18 protein-coding genes are annotated in these 20,508 nt (G+C 63.8%); 6 read left to right on the top strand and 12 right to left on the bottom strand.

The annotated features are described in order from the left end of the window. Positions 1 to 15: 15 nt before the first annotated feature. Genes cysD through cobA form a run of 3 tightly spaced genes read left to right on the top strand, consistent with a single transcriptional unit; the run spans position 16 to position 3,008 of the window. The gene (gene cysD, locus AC56LY_RS04010) at positions 16 to 948 is read left to right on the top strand and encodes a sulfate adenylyltransferase subunit CysD (RefSeq protein WP_499576776.1); all 933 of its coding nucleotides are present in this window, start codon (positions 16 to 18) and stop codon (positions 946 to 948) included. Then, positions 948 to 2,273: a sulfate adenylyltransferase subunit 1 gene (locus tag AC56LY_RS04005; protein WP_499576775.1), complete on the top strand. Its 1,326-nt coding sequence runs from the start codon at positions 948 to 950 to the stop codon at positions 2,271 to 2,273. Before cysD ends, AC56LY_RS04005 begins: the two co-directional genes overlap by 1 nt. Before the next feature lie 15 nt (positions 2,274 to 2,288). After that, a complete protein-coding gene (gene cobA / locus AC56LY_RS04000; RefSeq protein WP_499576774.1) occupies positions 2,289 to 3,008 on the top strand; it encodes a uroporphyrinogen-III C-methyltransferase in 720 nt (239 codons plus the stop codon). Positions 3,009 to 3,031: 23 nt separating this feature from the next. Here the strand turns inward: cobA and AC56LY_RS03995 are convergent, their stop codons facing one another. After that, positions 3,032 to 4,033 (bottom strand): LysR family transcriptional regulator, encoded by a 1,002-nt coding sequence (locus AC56LY_RS03995; RefSeq protein WP_499576773.1) that lies wholly within the window; start codon positions 4,031 to 4,033, stop codon positions 3,032 to 3,034. Positions 4,034 to 4,161: 128 nt separating this feature from the next. Here AC56LY_RS03995 and AC56LY_RS03990 point away from each other — a divergent pair, with 128 nt between their 5' ends. Continuing rightward, a complete protein-coding gene (locus AC56LY_RS03990) occupies positions 4,162 to 4,899 on the top strand; it encodes an alpha/beta hydrolase (protein ID WP_499576772.1) in 738 nt (245 codons plus the stop codon). Between the two features lie 123 nt (positions 4,900 to 5,022). On the opposite strand, the gene AC56LY_RS03985 is transcribed toward AC56LY_RS03990, so the two are convergent. The 3 genes from AC56LY_RS03985 to lptF are packed head-to-tail and all read right to left on the bottom strand — an operon-like array spanning position 5,023 to position 7,738. Beyond that, positions 5,023 to 5,400 carry a sirohydrochlorin chelatase gene (locus tag AC56LY_RS03985; protein ID WP_499576771.1) on the bottom strand — a complete coding sequence of 126 codons (378 nt, stop codon included), beginning with the start codon at positions 5,398 to 5,400 and terminating at the stop codon, positions 5,023 to 5,025. 2 nt (positions 5,401 to 5,402) lie between these two features. Next, positions 5,403 to 6,587, bottom strand: coding sequence for an LPS export ABC transporter permease LptG (lptG, locus tag AC56LY_RS03980; protein ID WP_499576770.1), 1,185 nt, complete (start codon positions 6,585 to 6,587; stop codon positions 5,403 to 5,405). Beyond that, on the bottom strand, positions 6,584 to 7,738 hold the full coding sequence (gene lptF, locus AC56LY_RS03975; RefSeq protein WP_499576769.1) for an LPS export ABC transporter permease LptF: 1,155 nt from the start codon (positions 7,736 to 7,738) through the stop codon (positions 6,584 to 6,586). Before lptF ends, lptG begins: the two co-directional genes overlap by 4 nt. A gap of 63 nt (positions 7,739 to 7,801) precedes the next feature. Here lptF and AC56LY_RS03970 point away from each other — a divergent pair, with 63 nt between their 5' ends. Then, positions 7,802 to 9,295, top strand: a complete 1,494-nt coding sequence (locus AC56LY_RS03970; RefSeq protein WP_499576768.1) for a leucyl aminopeptidase — start codon at positions 7,802 to 7,804, stop codon at positions 9,293 to 9,295. A 227-nt stretch (positions 9,296 to 9,522) separates the two neighbouring features. On the opposite strand, the gene AC56LY_RS03965 is transcribed toward AC56LY_RS03970, so the two are convergent. The 3 genes from AC56LY_RS03965 to AC56LY_RS03955 form a co-directional block, all read right to left on the bottom strand. Further along, positions 9,523 to 9,909, bottom strand: a complete 387-nt coding sequence (locus AC56LY_RS03965) for a hypothetical protein (protein ID WP_499576766.1) — start codon at positions 9,907 to 9,909, stop codon at positions 9,523 to 9,525. A gap of 124 nt (positions 9,910 to 10,033) precedes the next feature. Further along, a complete protein-coding gene (locus tag AC56LY_RS03960) occupies positions 10,034 to 10,222 on the bottom strand; it encodes a DUF1653 domain-containing protein (protein WP_499576765.1) in 189 nt (62 codons plus the stop codon). Positions 10,223 to 10,235: 13 nt separating this feature from the next. Beyond that, complete coding sequence (locus tag AC56LY_RS03955; RefSeq protein WP_499573523.1) at positions 10,236 to 10,583, bottom strand: phiTE_015 family protein; 348 nt, start codon at positions 10,581 to 10,583, stop codon at positions 10,236 to 10,238. A gap of 457 nt (positions 10,584 to 11,040) precedes the next feature. On the opposite strand from AC56LY_RS03955, the gene xth reads away from it, so the two are divergent. Further along, positions 11,041 to 11,808 carry an exodeoxyribonuclease III gene (gene xth, locus AC56LY_RS03950; protein ID WP_499576764.1) on the top strand — a complete coding sequence of 256 codons (768 nt, stop codon included), beginning with the start codon at positions 11,041 to 11,043 and terminating at the stop codon, positions 11,806 to 11,808. On the opposite strand, the gene AC56LY_RS03945 is transcribed toward xth, so the two are convergent. The 5 genes from AC56LY_RS03945 to prpB all read right to left on the bottom strand — a co-directional run bounded on the left by AC56LY_RS03945 (position 11,805) and on the right by prpB (position 20,381). After that, positions 11,805 to 14,405 (bottom strand): bifunctional diguanylate cyclase/phosphodiesterase, encoded by a 2,601-nt coding sequence (locus tag AC56LY_RS03945; RefSeq protein WP_499576762.1) that lies wholly within the window; start codon positions 14,403 to 14,405, stop codon positions 11,805 to 11,807. The two genes, xth and AC56LY_RS03945, sit on opposite strands and share 4 nt — an antisense overlap. A gap of 118 nt (positions 14,406 to 14,523) precedes the next feature. Next, the gene (prpF, locus tag AC56LY_RS03940; RefSeq protein WP_499576761.1) at positions 14,524 to 15,717 is read right to left on the bottom strand and encodes a 2-methylaconitate cis-trans isomerase PrpF; all 1,194 of its coding nucleotides are present in this window, start codon (positions 15,715 to 15,717) and stop codon (positions 14,524 to 14,526) included. Then, positions 15,714 to 18,314, bottom strand: a complete 2,601-nt coding sequence (gene acnD, locus AC56LY_RS03935) for a Fe/S-dependent 2-methylisocitrate dehydratase AcnD (RefSeq protein WP_499576759.1) — start codon at positions 18,312 to 18,314, stop codon at positions 15,714 to 15,716. Before acnD ends, prpF begins: the two co-directional genes overlap by 4 nt. Before the next feature lie 4 nt (positions 18,315 to 18,318). Continuing rightward, positions 18,319 to 19,464, bottom strand: coding sequence for a bifunctional 2-methylcitrate synthase/citrate synthase (gene prpC, locus AC56LY_RS03930; protein ID WP_499581946.1), 1,146 nt, complete (start codon positions 19,462 to 19,464; stop codon positions 18,319 to 18,321). A gap of 26 nt (positions 19,465 to 19,490) precedes the next feature. Beyond that, entirely contained in the window at positions 19,491 to 20,381 is an 891-nt protein-coding gene (gene prpB / locus AC56LY_RS03925; protein ID WP_499576758.1) for a methylisocitrate lyase, read from the bottom strand. Positions 20,382 to 20,508: the final 127 nt, after the last annotated feature.

Here is a 20,508-nt window from a genome sequence, read left to right as displayed (position 1 = left end):
ACAACAGGCACCGCCATGACATCTGTTACCGAACATATTTTTAACGAAGTAAACGCCGCCCACCTGGACGCGCTGGAGTCCGAAGCGATCCACATCCTGCGCGAAGTGGCCGCCGAATGCAGCAACCCCGCTCTGCTGTTCTCGGGCGGCAAGGACTCGGTCGTCCTGCTGCGCCTGGCCGAGAAAGCCTTCCGCCCGGGTAGCTTCCCATTCCCGCTCGTGCACATCGACACCGGCCACAATTTCGATGAAGTGATCGCCTTCCGCGACGCCCGCGCCGCTGAACTGGGCGAGCGCCTGATCGTCGGCAGCGTCGAGGAATCGATCCGCCGCGGCACGGTGCGCCTGCGCAATCCGGCCACCGATTCGCGCAATGCGGCCCAGGCCGTCACGCTGCTGGAAACGATCGCCGAACACGGCTTCGACGCCTGCATCGGTGGCGCGCGCCGCGACGAAGAAAAAGCCCGCGCCAAGGAACGCATCTTTTCGTTCCGCGACGAATTCGGCCAGTGGGACCCGAAAGCCCAGCGCCCCGAACTGTGGGATCTGTATAACACCCGCGTCCATCCGGGCGAAAACATGCGCGTGTTCCCGATCTCGAACTGGACCGAGCTCGATGTGTGGCAATACATCGCCCGCGAACAACTGGCGCTGCCGTCGATCTATTTCGCGCACCAGCGCGACGTCATCGAGCGCAATGGCCTCCTGGTGCCGCTGACGCCCCTGACCCCGGCGCGCGAGGGTGAGACGGTCGAGAACCGCACCGTGCGCTTCCGGACCGTGGGCGATATCTCGTGCACCTGCCCGGTGGCTTCCAGCGCCGATTCGCTGGCCGACATCATTGCCGAGACGGCGATTACCGACATCACCGAACGGGGCGCCACGCGCATGGATGACCAGACCTCCGAAGCCTCGATGGAAAAACGCAAGAAAGCAGGATACTTCTGATGAACGCCATGACTGATCTCAACGCCAACGGCGACACCAAAGCCAACCGCTCACTGCTGCGCTTCATCACGGCCGGCTCGGTCGACGATGGCAAGAGCACGCTGATCGGCCGCCTGCTGTTTGACAGCAAGGGCATCTTCGCCGACCAGCTGGCCGCCGTCTCGCGCGCCAAGCACAAGCGCACCGTCGGCGACACCATCGACCTGTCGCTGCTGACCGACGGCCTTGAGGCCGAGCGCGAACAGGGCATCACGATCGACGTGGCCTACCGCTACTTCGCCACGCCCAAGCGCAAGTTCATCATCGCCGACACGCCGGGCCACGAGCAGTACACGCGCAATATGGTCACGGGCGCATCGACCGCCGACGCCGTCATCATCCTGATCGACGTGTCTAAGGTCACGCTGCGCGAAGATGGCGGCGTCGACCTGCTCACGCAGACCAAACGGCATTCGACCATCGCCAAACTGCTGCAGATCGAGCACGTGGTGGTGGCGGTCAACAAGATGGACCTGATCGGGTACGACCAGGCGATCTATGACCGCATCGTCGCCGAGTACCAGAAGTTTGCGACGTCGCTCGGCCTGAAGGACATCACGGCCATCCCGCTGTCGGCGCTCACCGGCGACAACGTCGTCGACAAATCGACGAACACGCCGTGGTACAGCGGCCCGACGCTGATCGACCTGCTCGAATCACTGTCGGTCTACGACGAAGCGCACAGCGCGCCCTTCCGCTTCCCGGTGCAGCTGGTGGCGCGCCACAACGGCCATGCGGCCAAGGACTTCCGTGGCTATATGGGCCGCATCGAATCGGGCGTCGTCAACGTGGGCGATACGCTGGTCGTGCAGCCGTCCGGCCAGAGCGCGACGGTGAAAGAGATCGTCACGTTCGACGGCTCGCTGCAGTCGGCGACGGCCGGCCAGTCGGTGACGCTGGTGCTGAACGAATACGTGGACGTCTCCCGCGGCGACATGCTGGCCGGTAGCACGCAGCCAGCGACCCTGCTCAAGCAAGTCACGGCTGACGTGTGCTGGATGGCCGATGAGCCGCTCGACCTGCGCCGCAAGTATTGGCTCAAGCACGGCACGCGCCAGACGGCGGCCAAGTTTGCGCGCATCGACACTCTGCTGGACGTGAACACACAAGAGCGCCATCCGGCCGAGGGCCTCAAGCTCAACGACATCGCGCGCGTGCAACTGACCGTCCAGCAGCCGCTGGCGGCCGATGCCTACGACGCGATCCGGGCAACCGGCGCGTTCATCCTGATCGACGAAGTCACCCACCAGACCGTGGCCGCAGGTATGATCCGCATCGACGCATAACAACGAAGGGGCGGTATGGCGGCACTGGGCAAAGTCTATCTGGTGGGAGCAGGCCCCGGCGCGGCCGACCTGATCACGGTGCGCGGCGCGCGCCTGCTGGCAGCCGCCGACGTGGTGCTGTACGACGCGCTGGTCACGCCCGAGATGCTGGCGCTGTGCGAGCGGGCCGATAAAATCTCGGTCGGCAAGCGCTCTGGCCAGCGTTCGATGGCGCAGACCGTGATCAACGGCCAGATCGTCGAGTGTGCGCACAAGTATGCGCTGGTCGTGCGCCTCAAAGGCGGCGACCCGATGCTGTTCGGCCGCGCCGATGAAGAATTGCGGGCACTCGAAGCCGAAGGGATCGAGGTCGAAGTGGTGCCGGGGATTACCACCGCCGTCGCTGCCGCGGCAGCCACCAAACAGCCGCTGACCAAACGCGGCGTGGCGCGCAGCGTGGCGTTTTTCACGTCGAGTACCGCACCCGATGAGCCGGATCACCCAGCACTGCCCGAAACCGATACGCTGGTTCAGTACATGGGCGGGCGTGAAGCCGCGGCCACCGCGGAACGCTTACTGGCCGAGGGACGGCGTGCCGATCTGCCGGTGGTGGTGGTGGAAAATTGCAGTCGTATCGATCAACGCATCCTGCGCCTGACGCTGACGGACCTGGCGCGTGGCCTGGAGCCTGGCCATGGGCCGGTGCTGGTCATGATGGGTGAGGCGCTGGCGCGGCGCGAGCACCAGCCGGACTAAGAATGCCTGCCAAAACCTTCGGGTTACTTTGAAGGCGTCGACCGGATGGATACCTGATTCGGCGTGTCATGGCGTGCATCGGCGGATGGACCGGATGACGTATCAGTGTCGACGCGCTCACGCGACAGCAACGTGGCCGGGCGCATCTGCTCGATAAGGGCGCGGAAGGCTGGCGCGGTGCGGCGCCGGCTCGGGTAATAGAGGCTAAAACCGGGCAAGTCCGGCAGCCAGTCCTGCAAGACCGGCTGCAAGCGGCCAGCGAGCATGTCATCATGGACCATCGAACCAAACAGATAGGCCAGGCCGAGGCCGTCGAGCGCGGCAGAACGAATCGCGGCGCCATCGTTCAGTACCAGGGGACCATTCGATTTGACTTCCATCTTGTCGCCATCCTTTTCCAACAGCCAGCGAAACAGCCGGGTTGAGGTGTTGTAGCGATAGTTGATGCAGTGATGGGCCTTGAGCTCCTCCGGCGTGCGCGGCGCAGGCATGTGGCGTTCAAAATAGGCAGGCGCGCCGACAATGACGACCGGCGAAGAATGCGTCAGCGGCATGACGACCATGTCTTTTTCAACCAACGTGCCAAAACGAATACCGCCGTCGAAACCGTTGGCAACAATATCGCTGGTACCTTCATCGATGGACACTTCCACTGACACGTGCGGATGCTTTGCAAAAAAATCAGCAAGGATTGGCCGCATCAATGTGTCGTAGGCCACAGGCAACATGGTCAGGCGCACCGTACCGGAGACGTCGGTGCGCAAATCCTGCAGGCTCTGCAGTTCGTTGTCGATATCAGCGAATGCGGGGATGAGGGTTGCCAACAGGCGCTGTCCAGCTTCGGTCGGTGCAACCTGGCGCGTAGTGCGTGCCAATAAGGCCAGGCCGAGACGTTGCTCCAGCTGGCTTACCGTATAGCTGAGTGCAGACTGCGACACCCCCAGTTCGGCGGCCGCACTGGTAAAGCTCTGATGACGTGCAACGACCTCGAACACGGCAAGGTCGCGCAGAATGACACGGTCCATTCATAAATCTCATTGATTAACTCATGCTAATTCTACCGTCTTATCAATAAGATGCTGCTGGGATATTCTTTTCAATACCGACCGGCGGCACGCATGCATGCCGGACAACCACACGAAAAGGATGAAACATGATGAACAAACTGGCCATTGCCGGGATGCTTTTGGCGCCACTCTCGGGCGGTGTGATGGCGGAGGCGCGCAACGTCGTGCTGGTACATGGCGCTACCATGGACGGTTCAGGATGGCATGCTGTCCATGATCTGTTGCAGGCGAAGGGACTGTCAGTCAGCGTAGTGCAGTTGCCGCATACCAGCATGGCCGACGATGTCGCCGCCACACGTCTCGTCCTCTCGCAGCAACAGGGTTCGACAGTACTGGTTGGACACAGCTATGGCGGCGCGGTCATCACGGAAGCGGGAACCGGGGATACGGTCAAAGCACTGGTGTATGTGGCGGCGTTCCAGCCAGAGCCAGGAGAAACGCTGGGTGAATTGTCGCAGCGGTTCCCTGTGAAGGTGAGCCTGAAGATGCTCGATAGCACTCACTTTGTGCCGGACCCGGCCACTTACCACGACAGTCTCGGCGCAGATTTGCCGGTTGCGTTAACGGATTTTATGTCGGCTTCGGCAAGGCCGATGTCAGTCGAGACGTTTGGCGTGAAACTCCGGGACGCCGCTTGGCACACCAAACCCAGCTACGCCATCGTCACCACGCAAGACCGCACGATCGCCCCGGCCTTGCAAAAGTGGATGTACACCCGCTCCGGCGCGAAAGTCACCGAGGTTGCATCCAGCCACATGGCTCACATCTCGCACCCGCAGGAAGTGGCCAAGGTGATCATGGATGCCGTCAAGGCCGTCAACTAACCTCACGATCGCATTGGGCGATACAGGTTTGCCTGGCTTGCGTGTGCCAGCCCATGCAGGTGCTGACCCTGCGGGCCGCAACCCGATCGTGCAGGTTCGCGCGCAGCCTTCAGCTGCTCTGAATCAGCCAAGCGAATTCACGCAATAATCCGTCATCGCCCGCTGCACGCCCGGATCCTCTCCAATGGCGCCGGCGACATTGAGCGTCAAGGCCGGATGCGCCGCGCGCACCTCATCGCACAGCGCGGGCAAATCACGCAGCAAGTGCCCACCCTTCCCCAAAAATACCGGCACCACCGTGATGTCGTCGATGCCCTGCGCGCGCATGGCGTCGATGGTATCGGGAAGGCTCGGCGTCATCAGTTCCAGGAATGCCAGTTCCACGACCGCCCCGGACACACGCTCGCGCGTCTGGTCGCGCAGGCGCTCGAACGGCACCGCCCACGATGCGGCGCGCGCGCCATGGGCAAACAGGATCAGGCCACGTTTCTTTGTCGTCATGCTTAGTGTCGCTCCACCCACCACAGCGCACCAAGCGCCATGAGCAGGAATAACAGGCTGGGCGCCAGCGCTGTGAAGAACGCAGGCAGAATGGTCAGCACACCGAGGTGCGAGAACAGGGAATTGATTAGCAGGAAGCTCACGCCGATCATGATGCCGATGAAAATCTTGAGGCTCACGCCGCCGCTGCGCGTGTGCAGGTAGGCAAACGGCAGCGCCAGCGCCATCAGGACAAAAATCGAAAACGGATCGATGACCTTTTTCCAGAACGCGACCTTGAAGCGCTCGGTCTCCTGCTTGTTCTCGGCCAGGTGGCGCGTGTAGACGGCCAGCTCGGACGCCGACATGCGCTCGGGGTCCGAGCGCGACACCGACAGGATCTTCGGCGTGATCTCGGACGCCAGCGTGTAGGTGGCAAGCTTGCGCGTCGCGATCGCTGCGGTTTCCTGGCCATACGTGCTCTGGATCGTCTGCCCTGCCGGCACGGCCGAACCAGGCGCCGGCAACTCGCGGCTGTTGCTGAACATCGTCTCGGTGACATCCGTCAGGCGCCACGTGTTGTTGCCCCCATACGTGCCGCGGGCCGCCGTCACGAGCGAACGCATGCGCATATTGTTGTCGAACTCGTAGAGTCGCACGTCTTCCAGCTGACCATCGGGCGCAATGCGGCGCACGTTGAAAAAGCGCGAGCCGGTGATGGTGCCGCGCACGCCGTTTTCGTGCACGCTATCCTTGGTCCACATACCCGAGCGGAACTCGGCCGAGATCGAGCCGCCCTTGGCCGTCAGGCGCATGCGCTCGGCAATCGGCGCCGTGCGCGGGGTGATCAGCTCCCCGAAAATAAACGTCACCACGACGAAGATCGCGCCAATCTTGAACAGCATCCAGGCCGCATGCCGGGTCGACATCGACGAGGCGCGCATGATGGTGAACTCGGAGCTCGAGGCAAATTGCGCCATCGTGTAGATGGTGCCGATCAGTGCGGCCACCGGCATCACCTGGTACACATTGCCCGGCACCAGCAGCAGCACGTACAGGAACGCGTGCTGCATGCCGAAGTCGTCCTTGCCGACCGATGGCAGGATGCTGGTCAGGTCCATGAAGGCGACGAGCGCCAGGAACGCGGCCAGCACGAATGCCACCGCCTGGAAGATATTGATGGCGAAGTAACGCTGCAGGATTTTCATTCGACGGCTGCCTCGTCACGCTTGTGCAAAGGCTGTGGCTTGCGCAGGCGGCGCTTGAACGCACCCAGCATGACCAGCGGATGGTACGGGTGGTTCACGTTCAGGCGCCAGGCGAACAGCCCCGCCACGCACAGCAGCGCGAACAGATGCAGCGGCCACCAGCCCATGACAAAGGCAACCTTGCCCTGCTTGACGCTCGCTTCGGACAGCCGCACCAGGTTGTTATAGGTGAAGAAGATCAAAAGCGCCAGGATCATGTTGGCCGACGATCCCGCGCGCGGGTTGACGAAGCCAAGCGGAATGGCCAGCAGCATCAGGATCAGGCAGGTGATCGGCGCGGCGATGCGCGCCAGCAGTTCGGCCTGCGTAAAGCGGTTGGGCGCCAGCAGCAGCGCGGGCGTGGACAACGCCGCCACCGGGATGTCGGCGCCGAGCATCGGGGCCTGCGTGGCCACGCGCATGCTGTAGCGCTCGAACTCCATCGTCTGGAAGTTGGCCTGGCCCGGAATGCCTTCGTAGCGGCGCCCGTTGCTCAGGACGAGGAACTGGCCGCCCTTGCCGTCCGATTCGATCACGCCCTGCTTGGCCACCACCACCGAATGCGTATTGCCGTTGACGCTGTTGACGAAGACGTTCTGCACGACGGTGGCGCCTTCGGCGCTGCGCTCGACAAAGAACACACGGTCATTCGAGCTCGATTCGCGGAACTGGCCCGGCGCCACGCGCTGCAGGTCTTCGCGCTTCTGAAAGCGCTCGACGAATTCGGCGCTTTTCATCTTGGCCCATGGCGTGACGACCAGCGACAGCGCAGCCACGACAAACACCATCGGCAGGCCGAGCGTGAGCACGGGCCGGATCCACGCCAGCAGCGACTGGCCGGAGGCGAACCAGACCACCATCTCGGAATCGCGATAACTGCGCGTGACGGCCGCGACAACGGCGATGAAACACGTGAGGATCAGAATGATCGGCAACAGCTCGGCACTGCGAAAGACAATCAGCGCCAGCACGTCGCCGGACGCGACCTTGCCACCGGCCGCCCGGCCAAGGATGGCGATCAGGGTCCAGGTAACAAGAATGGAAAACAGCACCGTGAAGGTCGCGCCAGCGGCGCTTGCCAACTCACGTTGCAGGGAACGTCGGAAGATCATTCAATAGAGTCGTTATAATTGCAGATTAGGCAGTCCGCCGCGAACAATGAATCGGAGAACCAAATGGACTTTAGCATAAAAGCATTCGACACAAAAAACACCCTGGCAGCGGCGAAGACCGGCTGTGTCGCAGTGGCGGTGTTCGAAAATAAAAAATTGTCGGCTGCAGCACAGGCACTCGACTTGAATGGCGAGATCAGCGCGGCGGTCAAGTCCGGAGACATCAGCGGCAAGCCCGGTTCGACCCTGCTGCTGCGAGGCATTGCCGGCGTGACCGCGGCGCGCGTGCTGCTCGTGGGCCTGGGCGCCGATGAGACCATCTCCCAGAAAAACTTCACCACGGGCGCCACTGCTGCCCTGAAACTGTTCGCCACGCTGGGTGCCACGGACGCCATTATCGCATTCCCGCTCGAGAGCGTGAAAGAACGCGATGCCAACTGGGCGCTGCAGGCACTGGTGCTGGCCTCGAGCGACGCCGAATACCGTACCGACGCGCAGAAAAGCAAGAAAGAGCCGGCGCTTGCGGGCGTGCGCAAGGTCGTCATCGCCATGCCGAATGCCGGTACCGCCAAGGCCGCCCTGGCACAGGCCGCCGCAATTGCCAACGGCATGAAGCTCACGCGCGACCTGGGTAACCTGTCGCCGAACATCTGCACCCCGACCTACCTGGCACAAACGGCGCGCAAACTGTCCGACGACTTCGGCTTCGGCCTCGAAGTCCTGGAGCGCAAGCAGCTCGAAGCGCTCAAGATGGGCAGCTTCCTGGCAGTGGCGCGCGGCAGCGAAGAAGCGCCGAAGTTCATTGTCCTGCGCCACAACGGCGGCAAGCCGAACGATGCGCCGGTCGTCCTGGTCGGCAAGGGCATCACGTTCGATTCGGGTGGTATCTCGATCAAGCCGGGTCCGAGCATGGACGAGATGAAATACGATATGTGCGGCGCCGGTTCGGTGCTGGGCACCTTCCGCGCGATCGGCGAGATGGGCCTGAAGCTCAACGTGATCGGCATCGTCGTCGCCTGCGAAAACATGCCCTCGGGTCGCGCTGCCAAGCCGGGTGACATCGTCACCGCGATGAACGGCACCACCATTGAAATCCTCAACACCGACGCCGAAGGCCGCCTGGTGCTGTGCGACGCGCTGTCGTACGCCGAGCGCTTCAACCCGGCCGTCGTGGTCGACATCGCCACGCTGACGGGCGCCTGCATCGTGGCCCTGGGTCACCACACGAGCGGCCTGTTCACCCGTGACGACGCCGCGCACGACGCACTGGCCGACGAGCTGCTCACGGCCGGCAAGCAGGCTGGCGACGTCGCCTGGCGCTTCCCGCTGGGCGAGATCTACAACGACCAGCTCAAGTCGAACTTCGCCGACCTGGCCAATATTGGCACCCCGGGCGCCGCGTCGATCACGGCCGCGTGCTTCCTGGAGAACTTCACCCGCAAGTACACGTGGGCCCACCTCGACATCGCCGGCACCGCCTGGAAGTCGGGCGCCGCCAAGGGCGCCACCGGCCGCCCGGTGCCGCTGTTGACCACGTTCCTGATGAATCGCGTGTAAGCACCTCACGCATCGTGAAAAAGCCCCGCATGCGGGGCTTTTTTTCGTTTCGAACCGGTGCCCACAGCTGGGGTCAGGTCTGACATTCGGACACGACCTCAGCCTTAACCACTCGCAATGGTGTCGTGCACAGCATCAGTATGGGCCAGTGCCAACCAGCTCCGACTACCAACTGTCGAGACCGTGTCCAAATGTCAGACCTGACCCCGGCTTTTTTTTAAAGCAGGTCAGAACATTCTGGTGGCCACCGGCTCGGCGCCTGCTACGGCGGCGGACTTTTCTGCCGGCTGCATCAGCACGGTCAACGTGGCCGGGTAGCCATAGCCAGCGCCGGAATAGCGATCGACGTAGTGGCCGATGCCGGCGGTCGTGATCAGGTTGCCGACGAGGTTGCCCGTGTTGAGCTGCGCTTCTACCCGCTCGGCGGCGATGGCCACGCCCTGCTTCTTGCAGCTGATCGACAGCGGCCCCTTGTTGCGCGTGACCGTGACGCGGCCCGGGGCGATCACGTACCAGCGCCCGGCATCATTGCTCAGGATGCAACCGACCCCGCCAATTTCCCGGTAATCGAGTATGGCGTGCACTTCGAGCTGCTGCGTGGGGGAATCGGACATGGTCGCGCAGCCGCCCAACAGGGCAAGCGCGGACAGGACAAGCGGGCGGAAAAGAGGCGACATGGCAACCATCAAGAGGCAGATGCTTCTTTAACGGCAGCAGCGCGCAAATACTGAGGTGGGATCAGTCGAGCGGCGCGAAACGCGGCTGGACGAGACCGTCTTGGGTTACGGAGCCGAAGAAGGCGTCGCGGGGACGCACCCAGACGGCGCCAGCCGCATCCCGGTACACGATGACCGGGGTGTGATCGGATTCCAGCAGCGCCTCGCACACCACCTCATAGATGCCGCCCTTGTAGTGGCGGTAACGCATGCGGTGAAAAGGCTCAGACCTTTTCGGCCTCGGCCTTCTGTTTTTTCTTCAGGCCCTGGATGACCTTGAGCACGCCTTCCATACCAGCGGTCTCGTCCAGCTCGCTGAAAGCGTCCAGAACTTCATTCAGCACGCTGTTGCGCACTGCCGCTTCATCGGGCGCGATGGCCGGCACGGGGCTGCCATCCTTGCCGAACTTCGATGGTGATTCGGCAGCAGTCTTGGCGCCATGCGCCAGGGCGGCCTGCCAGATCACCCAGCGGCGCTGGGTTTCGAAAACGAGGTATTCCTCGGGCTTGTCTTCGCGGCGGCGAACGATGTGGCCCTCACGCTGGGCCCATGCTTCAAATGCACTGCGCATTTCTGTCCTTTTCAAATCTGCGTCAGGATGATGAACTCCCGAACGCAATATTTCACAATAGTACCACTAGCGCACGTCGATGGCTGGAAACAACTGTGTCGGCTGTCAACCAATACGGCATCATGACGCACCAATGGTACAATGAAAGTTGCACATACACAATTTTATTATTAACAAAAAGCAACCTGTGATGTTGTCGCGTCATGCGACGACGTCCGGATTCAATTCCTTATAGTCTTGAAGCGGCGATCAGGCAATACTTTTAGGAAAGTTATTAATCAAAAGTGTCATTAGTTGTTGTAATTATACCAACCAAGCCTCGATTCCACTACCGTTATTTCATGCATGCAGCTTAATCAATCCGGTAATTTCGTTAATAATAGCTGGTTGGCAAGCAAATGGGCTGCATTATCTTGAGTTACAAGCAACTCGCACAACGTTAACTGTAGAGAAATTGATGAAAATTGTCACCTGGAATGTAAATTCATTGAAGGTCCGCCTTGCACATCTGTTGCAATGGCTCGAAACTAACCCCGTCGATGTACTGTGTATTCAGGAGACCAAGCTCACCGACGACAAGTTCCCCGTCGCCGAGCTCAATGCCGCCGGCTACCAGGTCGCGTTCTCGGGTCAAAAGACCTACAACGGCGTGGCGATCCTGTCCCGCCTGCCAATCGACGATGTGGTGCGCAACAATCCGCATTTCGACGATCCGCAGCAGCGGCTGCTGGCCGCGACGATCGGTGGCGTACGCGTCATCTGCGCGTACGTGCCCAACGGGCAGGAAGTCGGCTCCGACAAGTACGCCTACAAGCTGGCCTGGCTGGCGGCCTTGCAGACGTGGGTGGCGGCCGAGATGGCAGCGCATCGGCAGTTCGCGATTCTCGGTGACTACAATATCGCGCCCGATGCACGCGACGTGCACGATGTGGCCGAATGGGAAGGCCGGATCCACTTTTCACTGCCTGAACGCGACGCGCTGCAGGCGCTGATGGCACTGGGCCTGTCGGACGCATTCCGCCTGTTCGAGCAGCCCGAAAAGCAGTACAGCTGGTGGGATTACCGCCAGATGGCGTTTCGCCGCAACCGCGGCCTGCGCATCGATCACATCCTGCTGTCCAAGGCGCTGGCCGAGCGCTGCACTGCCTGCCACATCGACCGCGAAACGCGCAAGTGGGAGCAGCCGTCCGACCACGCCCCAGTGGTTGCCACGCTGACCGATTAACCGGCCAGCAGCCGGCCGATCTGCGCGGCCGGCAACGGCCGCGCGAACAGGTACCCCTGCGCGAACTGGCAACCGAACGAACGCAGCAGCGCATACTGCCCTTCCGTCTCCACCCCTTCGGCCACGACCGACAGTTGCAGGCTGTTGGCCAGCGCCATCACGGCGGCCACGATCGCGCGGTCCTCGGCGCTGGCTTCGAGCTCGCGCACAAAAGCGCGGTCGATCTTGATCTTGTGGACCGGGAAACGCTTCAGATACGCCAGGCTCGAATAGCCGGTCCCGAAGTCGTCGATCGACAGGCGTGCCCCCATGGCATTCATCCGGTGCAGCGTCTCGAGCGTCTGGCCGCCGTGCTGCATCAGCGCGGTCTCGGTGATCTCGAATTCCACCAGGCGCGCGTCGATGCCAGTTTCCTGCACGATGGCGCCGATCGCGTCGACCAGGCCGTGGTGCGTGAACTGGCGCGCCGACAGGTTGATCGCGAGCGGCACCACGTCCAGCCCTTCGCTGCGCCACAACTGATTCTGCACGCACGCGGTGCGGATCACCCACTCGCCCACCGCCATGATCATGCCGCTCTCTTCGAGGATCGGAATGAATTCGTCCGGACCCACCAGTTCGTCGCCGCCTCGCCGCCAGCGCAGCAGCACCTCGAGTCCGTGCACGCGGCGCGTGGCGGTGCACATGATCGGCTGGTAGTGCAGCTCGAATTCACCCCGCGCCAGCGCGCCGCGCAGGCTCGATTCGAGGTCGAAGTGACGCGCCGCAGCCTGGTTCATGCGCTCGGTGAAGAACTGGTAATTGTTGCGCCCCGCCGCCTTGGCCTGGTACATCGCCGCGTCCGCGTGGCGCATCAGCGTATCGACGTCGCCGCCATCCTGCGGATACAGGCAGATGCCAATCGACGGCGAGATGTGCAGGCTGCGGCCTTCGATCGCGCACGGCGAGGCCAGTGCCTCGATGATCGCGTCGCCGACCGCAGCGGCGGCAGCGCCCTCCTCGACCCCGGGCAGCAGTACGACGAATTCATCGCCACCCAGGCGCGCCACCAGGTCGCCCGGACGCACCGAACGCACCAGCCGGTGGGCGACTTCGCGCAGCAGCTGGTCGCCGACCACATGACCGAGCGAATCGTTGATCGTCTTGAAGCGATCGAGGTCGAGGAACATCAGCGCCAGCCCCATGCCCTTGTGCGCTTCGTCGCCGCTGGCCACGCTGCGCATCGCCGCATCGAGCCGGTCGGACAGCATCGCGCGGTTGGGCAACCCGGTCAGGCTGTCGTGGTAGGCCATGTGGTGCACGCGCGCCTCGGCCTGGCGCCGCTCGTTGATTTCTTCCTGCAGCAGCGCGTTGGCGCCGGCCAGTTCGGCCGTGCGCTCGGCCACGCGCACTTCGAGCTCGTCACGCGCGCGCCGCACCGCATCGGCCGCTTCGCGCTGGGCCGTCACGTCGTCCACCAGCCAGACGCTGCGCCCGCGCGTGAGCGCCGCGTCGAACAGGCGCCCGGACAGGCGCGCCCAGAACCGCGTGCCATCGCGCCGCACCAGTTCATGCTCGGCCATGTGGGCCTGGCCAGTCGAGAACTGCGTCGCGGACAGCGTACGCGCGGCCATCCAGCTGGTCTGGTCGGCATACAGCGCGCGCACCGGATTGCCGTCCATGCCGCCCGGCGGCGCGCCGAACAGCTCTTCCATCTTGCGGTTGCAGTGCAGCGTGCGGCCGTTCTCGACGACGGCAATGCCCAGCACTGCGTTGTCGAGGATGGCGCGGTTTTCCATCAGCGCTTCACGCAGCGACTGCTCGTCGCCCTTTTCACGCGTGCGGTCTTCGAGCATCCAGATCGTGCCCTTGTCCGGGTCGAGCGGATTGACCTGATAGCCGATCATCAGGACCCAGACCCGCGCGCCATCCTTGCGCACCAGCGTGCGCTCGGTGCGAAACGGGCGGCCCTCTGCCAGTTGAGGATAGGCATCGGCGCCCAGCGCGCGGTACGCGTCTTCGTCCGGGTACAGCACGCGCGTGGACACGCCGAGCGGCTCCTGTTCGGTGTAGCCGAACATCGTGCAGAAGGCGGGATTGGCGCGCCGGATCACGCGGTTGCGGGTAAACATGACGCCGATCGAGGCATTGGTCATGATCGCCTGCATTTCACTGGCCGCCTGGCGCGCCGCGGTCACATCCTCGACGATCCAGATCGTGCCCGCGCTGCGGTTGCCCGGTTCGACTGAGCAGCCACGCAGGCGCGCCCAGAAGGGCGAGCCATCGCGGCGCCGGAACTGCTGCTCGCCCTTTTCGAACATGTCGCCCCGCCCCAGCACGGTGAACGCTTCGGTGGCCAGGGCCTGATACGCCTCGGGCGAGACGCACACGTCCTGCAGCGAAATGGTATCGACTTCATGCTGCGCATAGCCGAACATCTCGCCCAGGCGCGGGTTGAATGAACGGATCTGGTCCGGCTGTGTGACGGCGATGCCGACCGGTGCGTGCTCAAAGATCGCGCGCTGTTCGCGCACCGTGGGGCGCAGGCCGCCCAGATCCGCCCCGCGCACACCGGCGGCCGGCGTCGTGGGAACTTGCGGGGTCGAGAATCCATCCATCGTCGAGGTAGTCAGGCTGTGGGAAGTGATGATCAGGAGTTGTCATTTAGCAACCTGTTAAGTGAATCATAACCCGGAACAGCCAGGCACTCCAATCCGGAGCGACCAGAATACGACACTAGCCCGGCACCCGCACCCAGCCTTCCATCAGGATGCGTGCACTGCGGCTCATGCTGGCCTTCGCCACGCGCCACTGGCCATCGTCCAGCACCGCTTCGGCGCCCACCCGCAGCGTGCCGGATGGATGGCCGAAACGCACCGCGGAGCGCTCGCCGCCACCGGCCGCCAGGTTCACCAGCGTGCCCGGAATGGCTGCGGCCGTGCCGATCGCCACCGCCGCGGTGCCCATCATCGCGTGGTGCAGCTTGCCCATCGACAGCGCCCGTACCAGCAGGTCGATGTCGCCCGCCGCCACTTGCCGCCCGCTCGACGACACATACCCGGCGGCCTTGGCCACGAACGCGACCTTCGGCGTGTGCTGGCGTTTGCCTGCCTCGTCGATGCTGGCGATGAGACCCATGCGCAGCGCGCCGTGGGCGCGGATCGTCTCGAATACGGCCAGTGCGCGCGGGTCGCCATTGATCGCGTCCTGCAGCTCGGTGCCGTCGTAGCCCAGCGCCCCGGCCTCGATGAAGATGGTCGGGATGCCGGCATTGATCAGGGTCGCGCGCAGCACGCCCACGCCAGGCACGTCGAGCTCATCGACCAGATTCCCGGTCGGGAACATGGCGCCGCCACCGCCCTCTTCTTCGGCCGCCGGGTCGATGAACTCGAGTTGCACCTCGGCCGCCGGGAAGGTCACGCCATCGAGCTCGAAGCCGCCGGTTTCCTGCACCTGGCCAGCGGCCATCGGCACATGCGCGAGGATGGTCTTGCCGATATTGGCTTGCCAGATGCGCACCACGGCCACGCCGTCGTGCGGCACACGGGCCGGATCGACCAGGCCGGCGGCAATGGCGAACGGCCCCACCGCGGCCGACAGGTTGCCGCAGTTGCCGCTCCAGTCGACGAACGGCTTGTCGATCGCCACCTGGCCGAACAGGTAGTCGACGTCGTGCTCCGCGCGCGTGGACGCCGCGACGATGACGGCCTTGCTGGTGCTGGACGTGGCGCCGCCCATGCCGTCGATCTGCTTGCCGTACGGGTCGGGGCTGCCGATCACGCGCAGCAGCAGCGCGTCGCGTGCGGCGCCGGCCACGCGGGCATCATCGGGCAGATCGTCCAGCTTGAAGAACACGCCCTTGCTGGTGCCGCCACGCAGATAGGTGGCGGCGATCCGGCGCTGGGGAGAATACGTGGTTGGTCCCATCATGCCGCCTTCACCGTCGATTCAAGGAAATCCTGCGCAAAGCGCTGCAGCACGCCGCCGGCCTCGTAGATGGCCACTTCTTCGGCCGTATCGAGCCGGCACGTGACGGCCACCTCGACCCGCTCGCCGCTCGCGCGGTTGATGACCAGCGTGAGCTCGGCGCGCGGCGTGCGCGCGCCGATCACGTCGAACGTTTCGGTGCCGTCGATGGCCAATGTCAGGCGGTTTTCGCCCGGCTTGAATTCCAGCGGCAGCACGCCCATCCCCACCAGATTGGTGCGGTGGATGCGCTCGAAGCCTTCGGCCGCAATCGCTTCGACGCCCGCCAGGCGCACGCCCTTGGCCGCCCAGTCGCGCGACGAGCCCTGGCCGTAGTCGGCGCCGGCAATGATGATCAACGGCTGCTTGCGCGCCATGTAATGCTCGATCGCTTCCCACATGCGGGTGACTTCACCCTGTGGCTCGATGCGTGCGAGCGAACCGGCCATGACCTTGCCGTGGCTATCCTTGACCATCTCGTTCTTGAGCGTCGGATTGGCGAACGTGGCGCGTTGCGCCGTCAGGTGGTCGCCCCGGTGCGTGGCGTACGAGTTGAAGTCTTCTTCGGGCAGGCCCATCTTGGCCAGGTATTCGCCGGCGGCCGAATCGAGCAGGATCGCGTTCGACGGCGACAGGTGGTCGGTGGTGATGTTGTCGCCCAATACCGCCAGTGGCCGCATTCCAGCGAGCGGCCGGCTGCCTGCCAGCGCGCCTTCCCAGTATGGTGGGCGGCGGATGTAAGTGCTCGGCGCCCGCCAGTCGTACAGCGGGCTGACGGCGGCGCCATCGTCGGCCACGCGCGCGAACATCGGCGTGTAGACCTTGCGGAACTGTTCCGGCTTGACGCTCGCGGCGACGACGGCATCGATTTCTTCCTCGGATGGCCACAGATCGGCCAGGCGAATTTCACGGCCAGATGCGTCCAGCCCCAGCACGTCCTTCTCGATGTCGAAGCGGATCGTGCCGGCAATCGCGTAGGCCACCACCAGCGGCGGCGAGGCCAGGAACGCCTGCTTCGCGTACGGATGGATGCGGCCATCGAAATTGCGGTTGCCTGACAGGACCGCCGTTGCGTACAGGTCGCGCTTGATGATCTCGTCCTGGATCGCCGGGTCGAGCGCGCCGCTCATGCCGTTGCAGGTGGTGCAGGCAAAGGCGACGACGCCAAAGCCCAATTGGTCGAGCTCATGGCTCAGGCCCGCTTCGTCGAGGTACAGCGCCACGGCCTTCGAGCCGGGCGCCAGCGAACTTTTCACCCACGGCTTGCGTGTAAGGCCGGCGCGGTTGGCATTGCGCGCCAGCAGGCCCGCCGTGACCATATTGCGCGGGTTGCTGGTGTTGGTGCAACTGGTGATCGCGGCGATGATGACGGCGCCATCGGGCATCTGGCCCGGTGTGTTTTCGATCACGCCCGAGATGCCGCGCGCAGCCAGTTCTGACGTCGGCACGCGCTTGTGCGGATTGGACGGGCCAGCGATATTGCGCACCACGCTTGACAGATCGAACGACAGCGTGCGTTCGTATTCAGCCGTCTGCAGGCTGTCGGCCCACAGGCCGGCGTGCTTCGCGTACGTCTCGACCAAATGCACGGTGGCGTCGTCGCGCCCCGTCAGGCGCAGGTACTTGATGGTTTGCTCGTCGATGTAGAACATCGCCGCGGTGGCGCCGAATTCGGGCGCCATGTTCGCGATCGTGGCGCGGTCGCCCAGCGTCAGCGCGGCGGCGCCAGCGCCATAAAATTCGAGATAGGTCGAGACGACTTTGGCATTGCGCAGGAACTCGGTCAGCGCCAGCACGACGTCGGTCGCGGTGATGCCCGGCTGCGGCTTGCCGGTGAGTTCGACGCCGACGATGTCGGGCAGGCGCATCCACGAGGCGCGGCCCAGCATCACGCTCTCGGCTTCCAGCCCGCCGACACCGATGGCGAGCACGCCAAGCGCGTCGACCATCGGCGTGTGCGAGTCGGTGCCGACCAGCGTGTCCGGATAGGCCACGCCGCGCTCCGCCTGAATCACCGGCGACATGCGCTCGAGATTGATCTGGTGCAGGATGCCGTTCCCGGGCGGGATCACGTCGACGTTCTTGAAGGCCTTCTTGGTCCAGTCGATAAAGTGAAAGCGGTCTTCGTTGCGGCGATCTTCGATGGCGCGGTTCTTGGTGAACGCATCCGGGTCGAACCCGCCGCATTCGACGGCCAGCGAATGGTCGACCACGAGCTGCGTCGGCACCACCGGGTTCACCAGCGCGGGGTCGCCCCCTTGCAGCGCGATGGCGTCGCGCAGGCCCGCCAGGTCGACCAGCGCCGTCTGGCCGAGGATGTCGTGGCAAACCACGCGCGCCGGAAACCACGGAAAATCGAGGTCGCGCTTGCGCTCGATGAGCTGCTTCAGCGAATCGCGCAGGGTCGCCGGCGCGCAGCGGCGCACGAGATTTTCGGCCAGCACGCGCGACGTGTAGGGCAGCGTGGCGTAGGCGCCAGGCGCGATCGCGTCGACGGCGGCGCGGGTGTCGAAGTAGTCGAGCTCCGTGCCCGGCAGTGATGTGCGGTAATCGGTATTCATGGCGTTACTTGCGCTCTGCCAGCGGCACGAACTGCAGATCTTCCGGCCCCACGTAGTTGGCGCTTGGGCGGATGATCTTGTTGTCGATGCGCTGCTCGATGACGTGCGCCGCCCAGCCGGACGTGCGCGCGATGACGAACAGCGGCGTGAACATCGCCGTCGGCACGCCCATCATGTGGTACGACACGGCCGAGAACCAGTCCAGGTTCGGGAACATCTTTTTCACGTCCCACATCACCGTCTCGAGGCGCTCGGCGATGTCGAACATCTTCATCGAGCCGCCCTCTTCCGACAAGGTGCGCGCCACTTCCTTGATGACCTTGTTGCGCGGGTCCGAGATCGTGTAGACCGGATGGCCGAAGCCGATCACGACTTCCTTGTTGGCCACGCGGTTGCGGATATCGGCTTCGGCTTCGTCCGGGTTGTCATAGCGCTTCTGGATGTCGTGCGCGACTTCGTTGGCGCCGCCGTGCTTCGGTCCGCGCAGCGCGCCGATCGCGCCCGTGATGGCCGAGTGGATGTCCGAGCCGGTACCGGCGATCACGCGGGCGGTGAAGGTCGACGCATTGAATTCGTGTTCGGCGTACAGGATCAGCGACGTGTGCATCGCGCGCACCCACGATTCTTTTGGCGCAAAGCCATGCAGCAGGTGCAGGAAGTGGCCGCCGATCGAATCGTCGTCGGTATTCACGTCGATGCGTTTGCCGCTGTGGCTGAAGTGGTACCAGTACAGCAGCATCGAGCCGAACGACGCCATCAGGCGGTCGGCGATATCGCGCGCACCGTTGATGTGGTGATCGTCCTTCTCGGGCAGCGTGCACCCCAGGACCGACACGCCCGTGCGCATCACGTCCATCGGATGGGCATTGGCCGGCAACGCTTCGAGCGCGCTTTTCAGCGCCTGCGGCAGGCCGCGCAGCGAGCGCAGTTTGGCCTTGTAGCCGCGCAGTTCGCCGTCGTTCGGCAGCTTGCCGTGCACCAGCAGGTAGGCGATTTCCTCGAATTCGCTGGTAGTGGCGATGTCGAGGATATCGTAGCCGCGGTAATGCAGGTCGTTGCCCGATTTGCCCACCGAGCACAGCGCGGTATTGCCGGCGGCGACACCGGACAGGGCGACGGATTTCTTCGGTTTGAAGGTCGGGTTTTCCATGTTCTGCGTAGTCATCTAGGGTCTCCTTACTTGACTTTGTTCTGGGCAAACAGCGCATCGAGCTTCTGCTCGTAGCTGTGGTAATCGATGCGATCATACAGTTCGGCGCGCGTCTGCATCGTGTCCAGCACGTGCTGCTGCGTGCCGTCGCGGCGGATCGCGGCATACACGTTTTCGGCGGCCTTGTTCATCGCGCGAAACGCCGACAGCGGATACAGCACCAGGCCAACACCAGCGCCAGCCAGTTCGTCGACGGTAAACAGCGGCGTCGCGCCGAACTCGGTGATATTGGCCAGCACCGGCACCTTGACGGCGTCGGCGAAGCGCTTGTACATGTCGAGCGTCGTCATCGCTTCCGGAAAAATCATGTCGGCGCCCGCTTCGACACACGCCACGGCGCGTTCGATCGCTGCGTCCAGGCCTTCGACGGCCAGCGCATCGGTGCGAGCCATGATCACGAAGTCGTCATCCAGACGCGCGTCAGCAGCGGCGCGGATGCGGTCGACCATTTCTTCCTTGCTGACGATTTCCTTGCCCGGCCGGTGGCCGCAGCGCTTGGCGCCGACCTGGTCTTCGATGTGGCAGGCCGCCGCGCCGGCCTTGGAAAGCGAACGGACGGTGCGCGCGACATTGAAGGCCGAGGCGCCAAAGCCGGTGTCGACGTCCACCAGCAGCGGCAGGTCGCACACATCGGTGATGCGGCGCACGTCGACCAGCACGTCGTCGAGATTCGAGATGCCCAGGTCAGGCAGACCAAGCGAGCCGGCAGCAACGCCGCCGCCGGACAGGTAGATGGCCTTGAAGCCGGCGCGCTTGGCCAGCAGTGCGTGGTTGGCATTGATTGCGCCCACGACTTGCAGCGGGGATTCATCCAGGATCGCCTGACGGAAGGCGGCGCCTGCGGAAAGTGTGCTCATGCTGGTCCTTTGTGATTGCGGTAAGAGATCAGGCCAGGGATTGCAAGCACCGTGCCAGAGCGCCTCGACCTGTCCCTTACCGCAATTTCAAGGACTTACATGCGATCAGCGCCCTTTCCAGTGGCTG

Source organism: Telluria sp. ZT3P25 (genome assembly GCF_059685895.1).
This window is presented reverse-complemented; position numbering and strand designations above follow the sequence as displayed.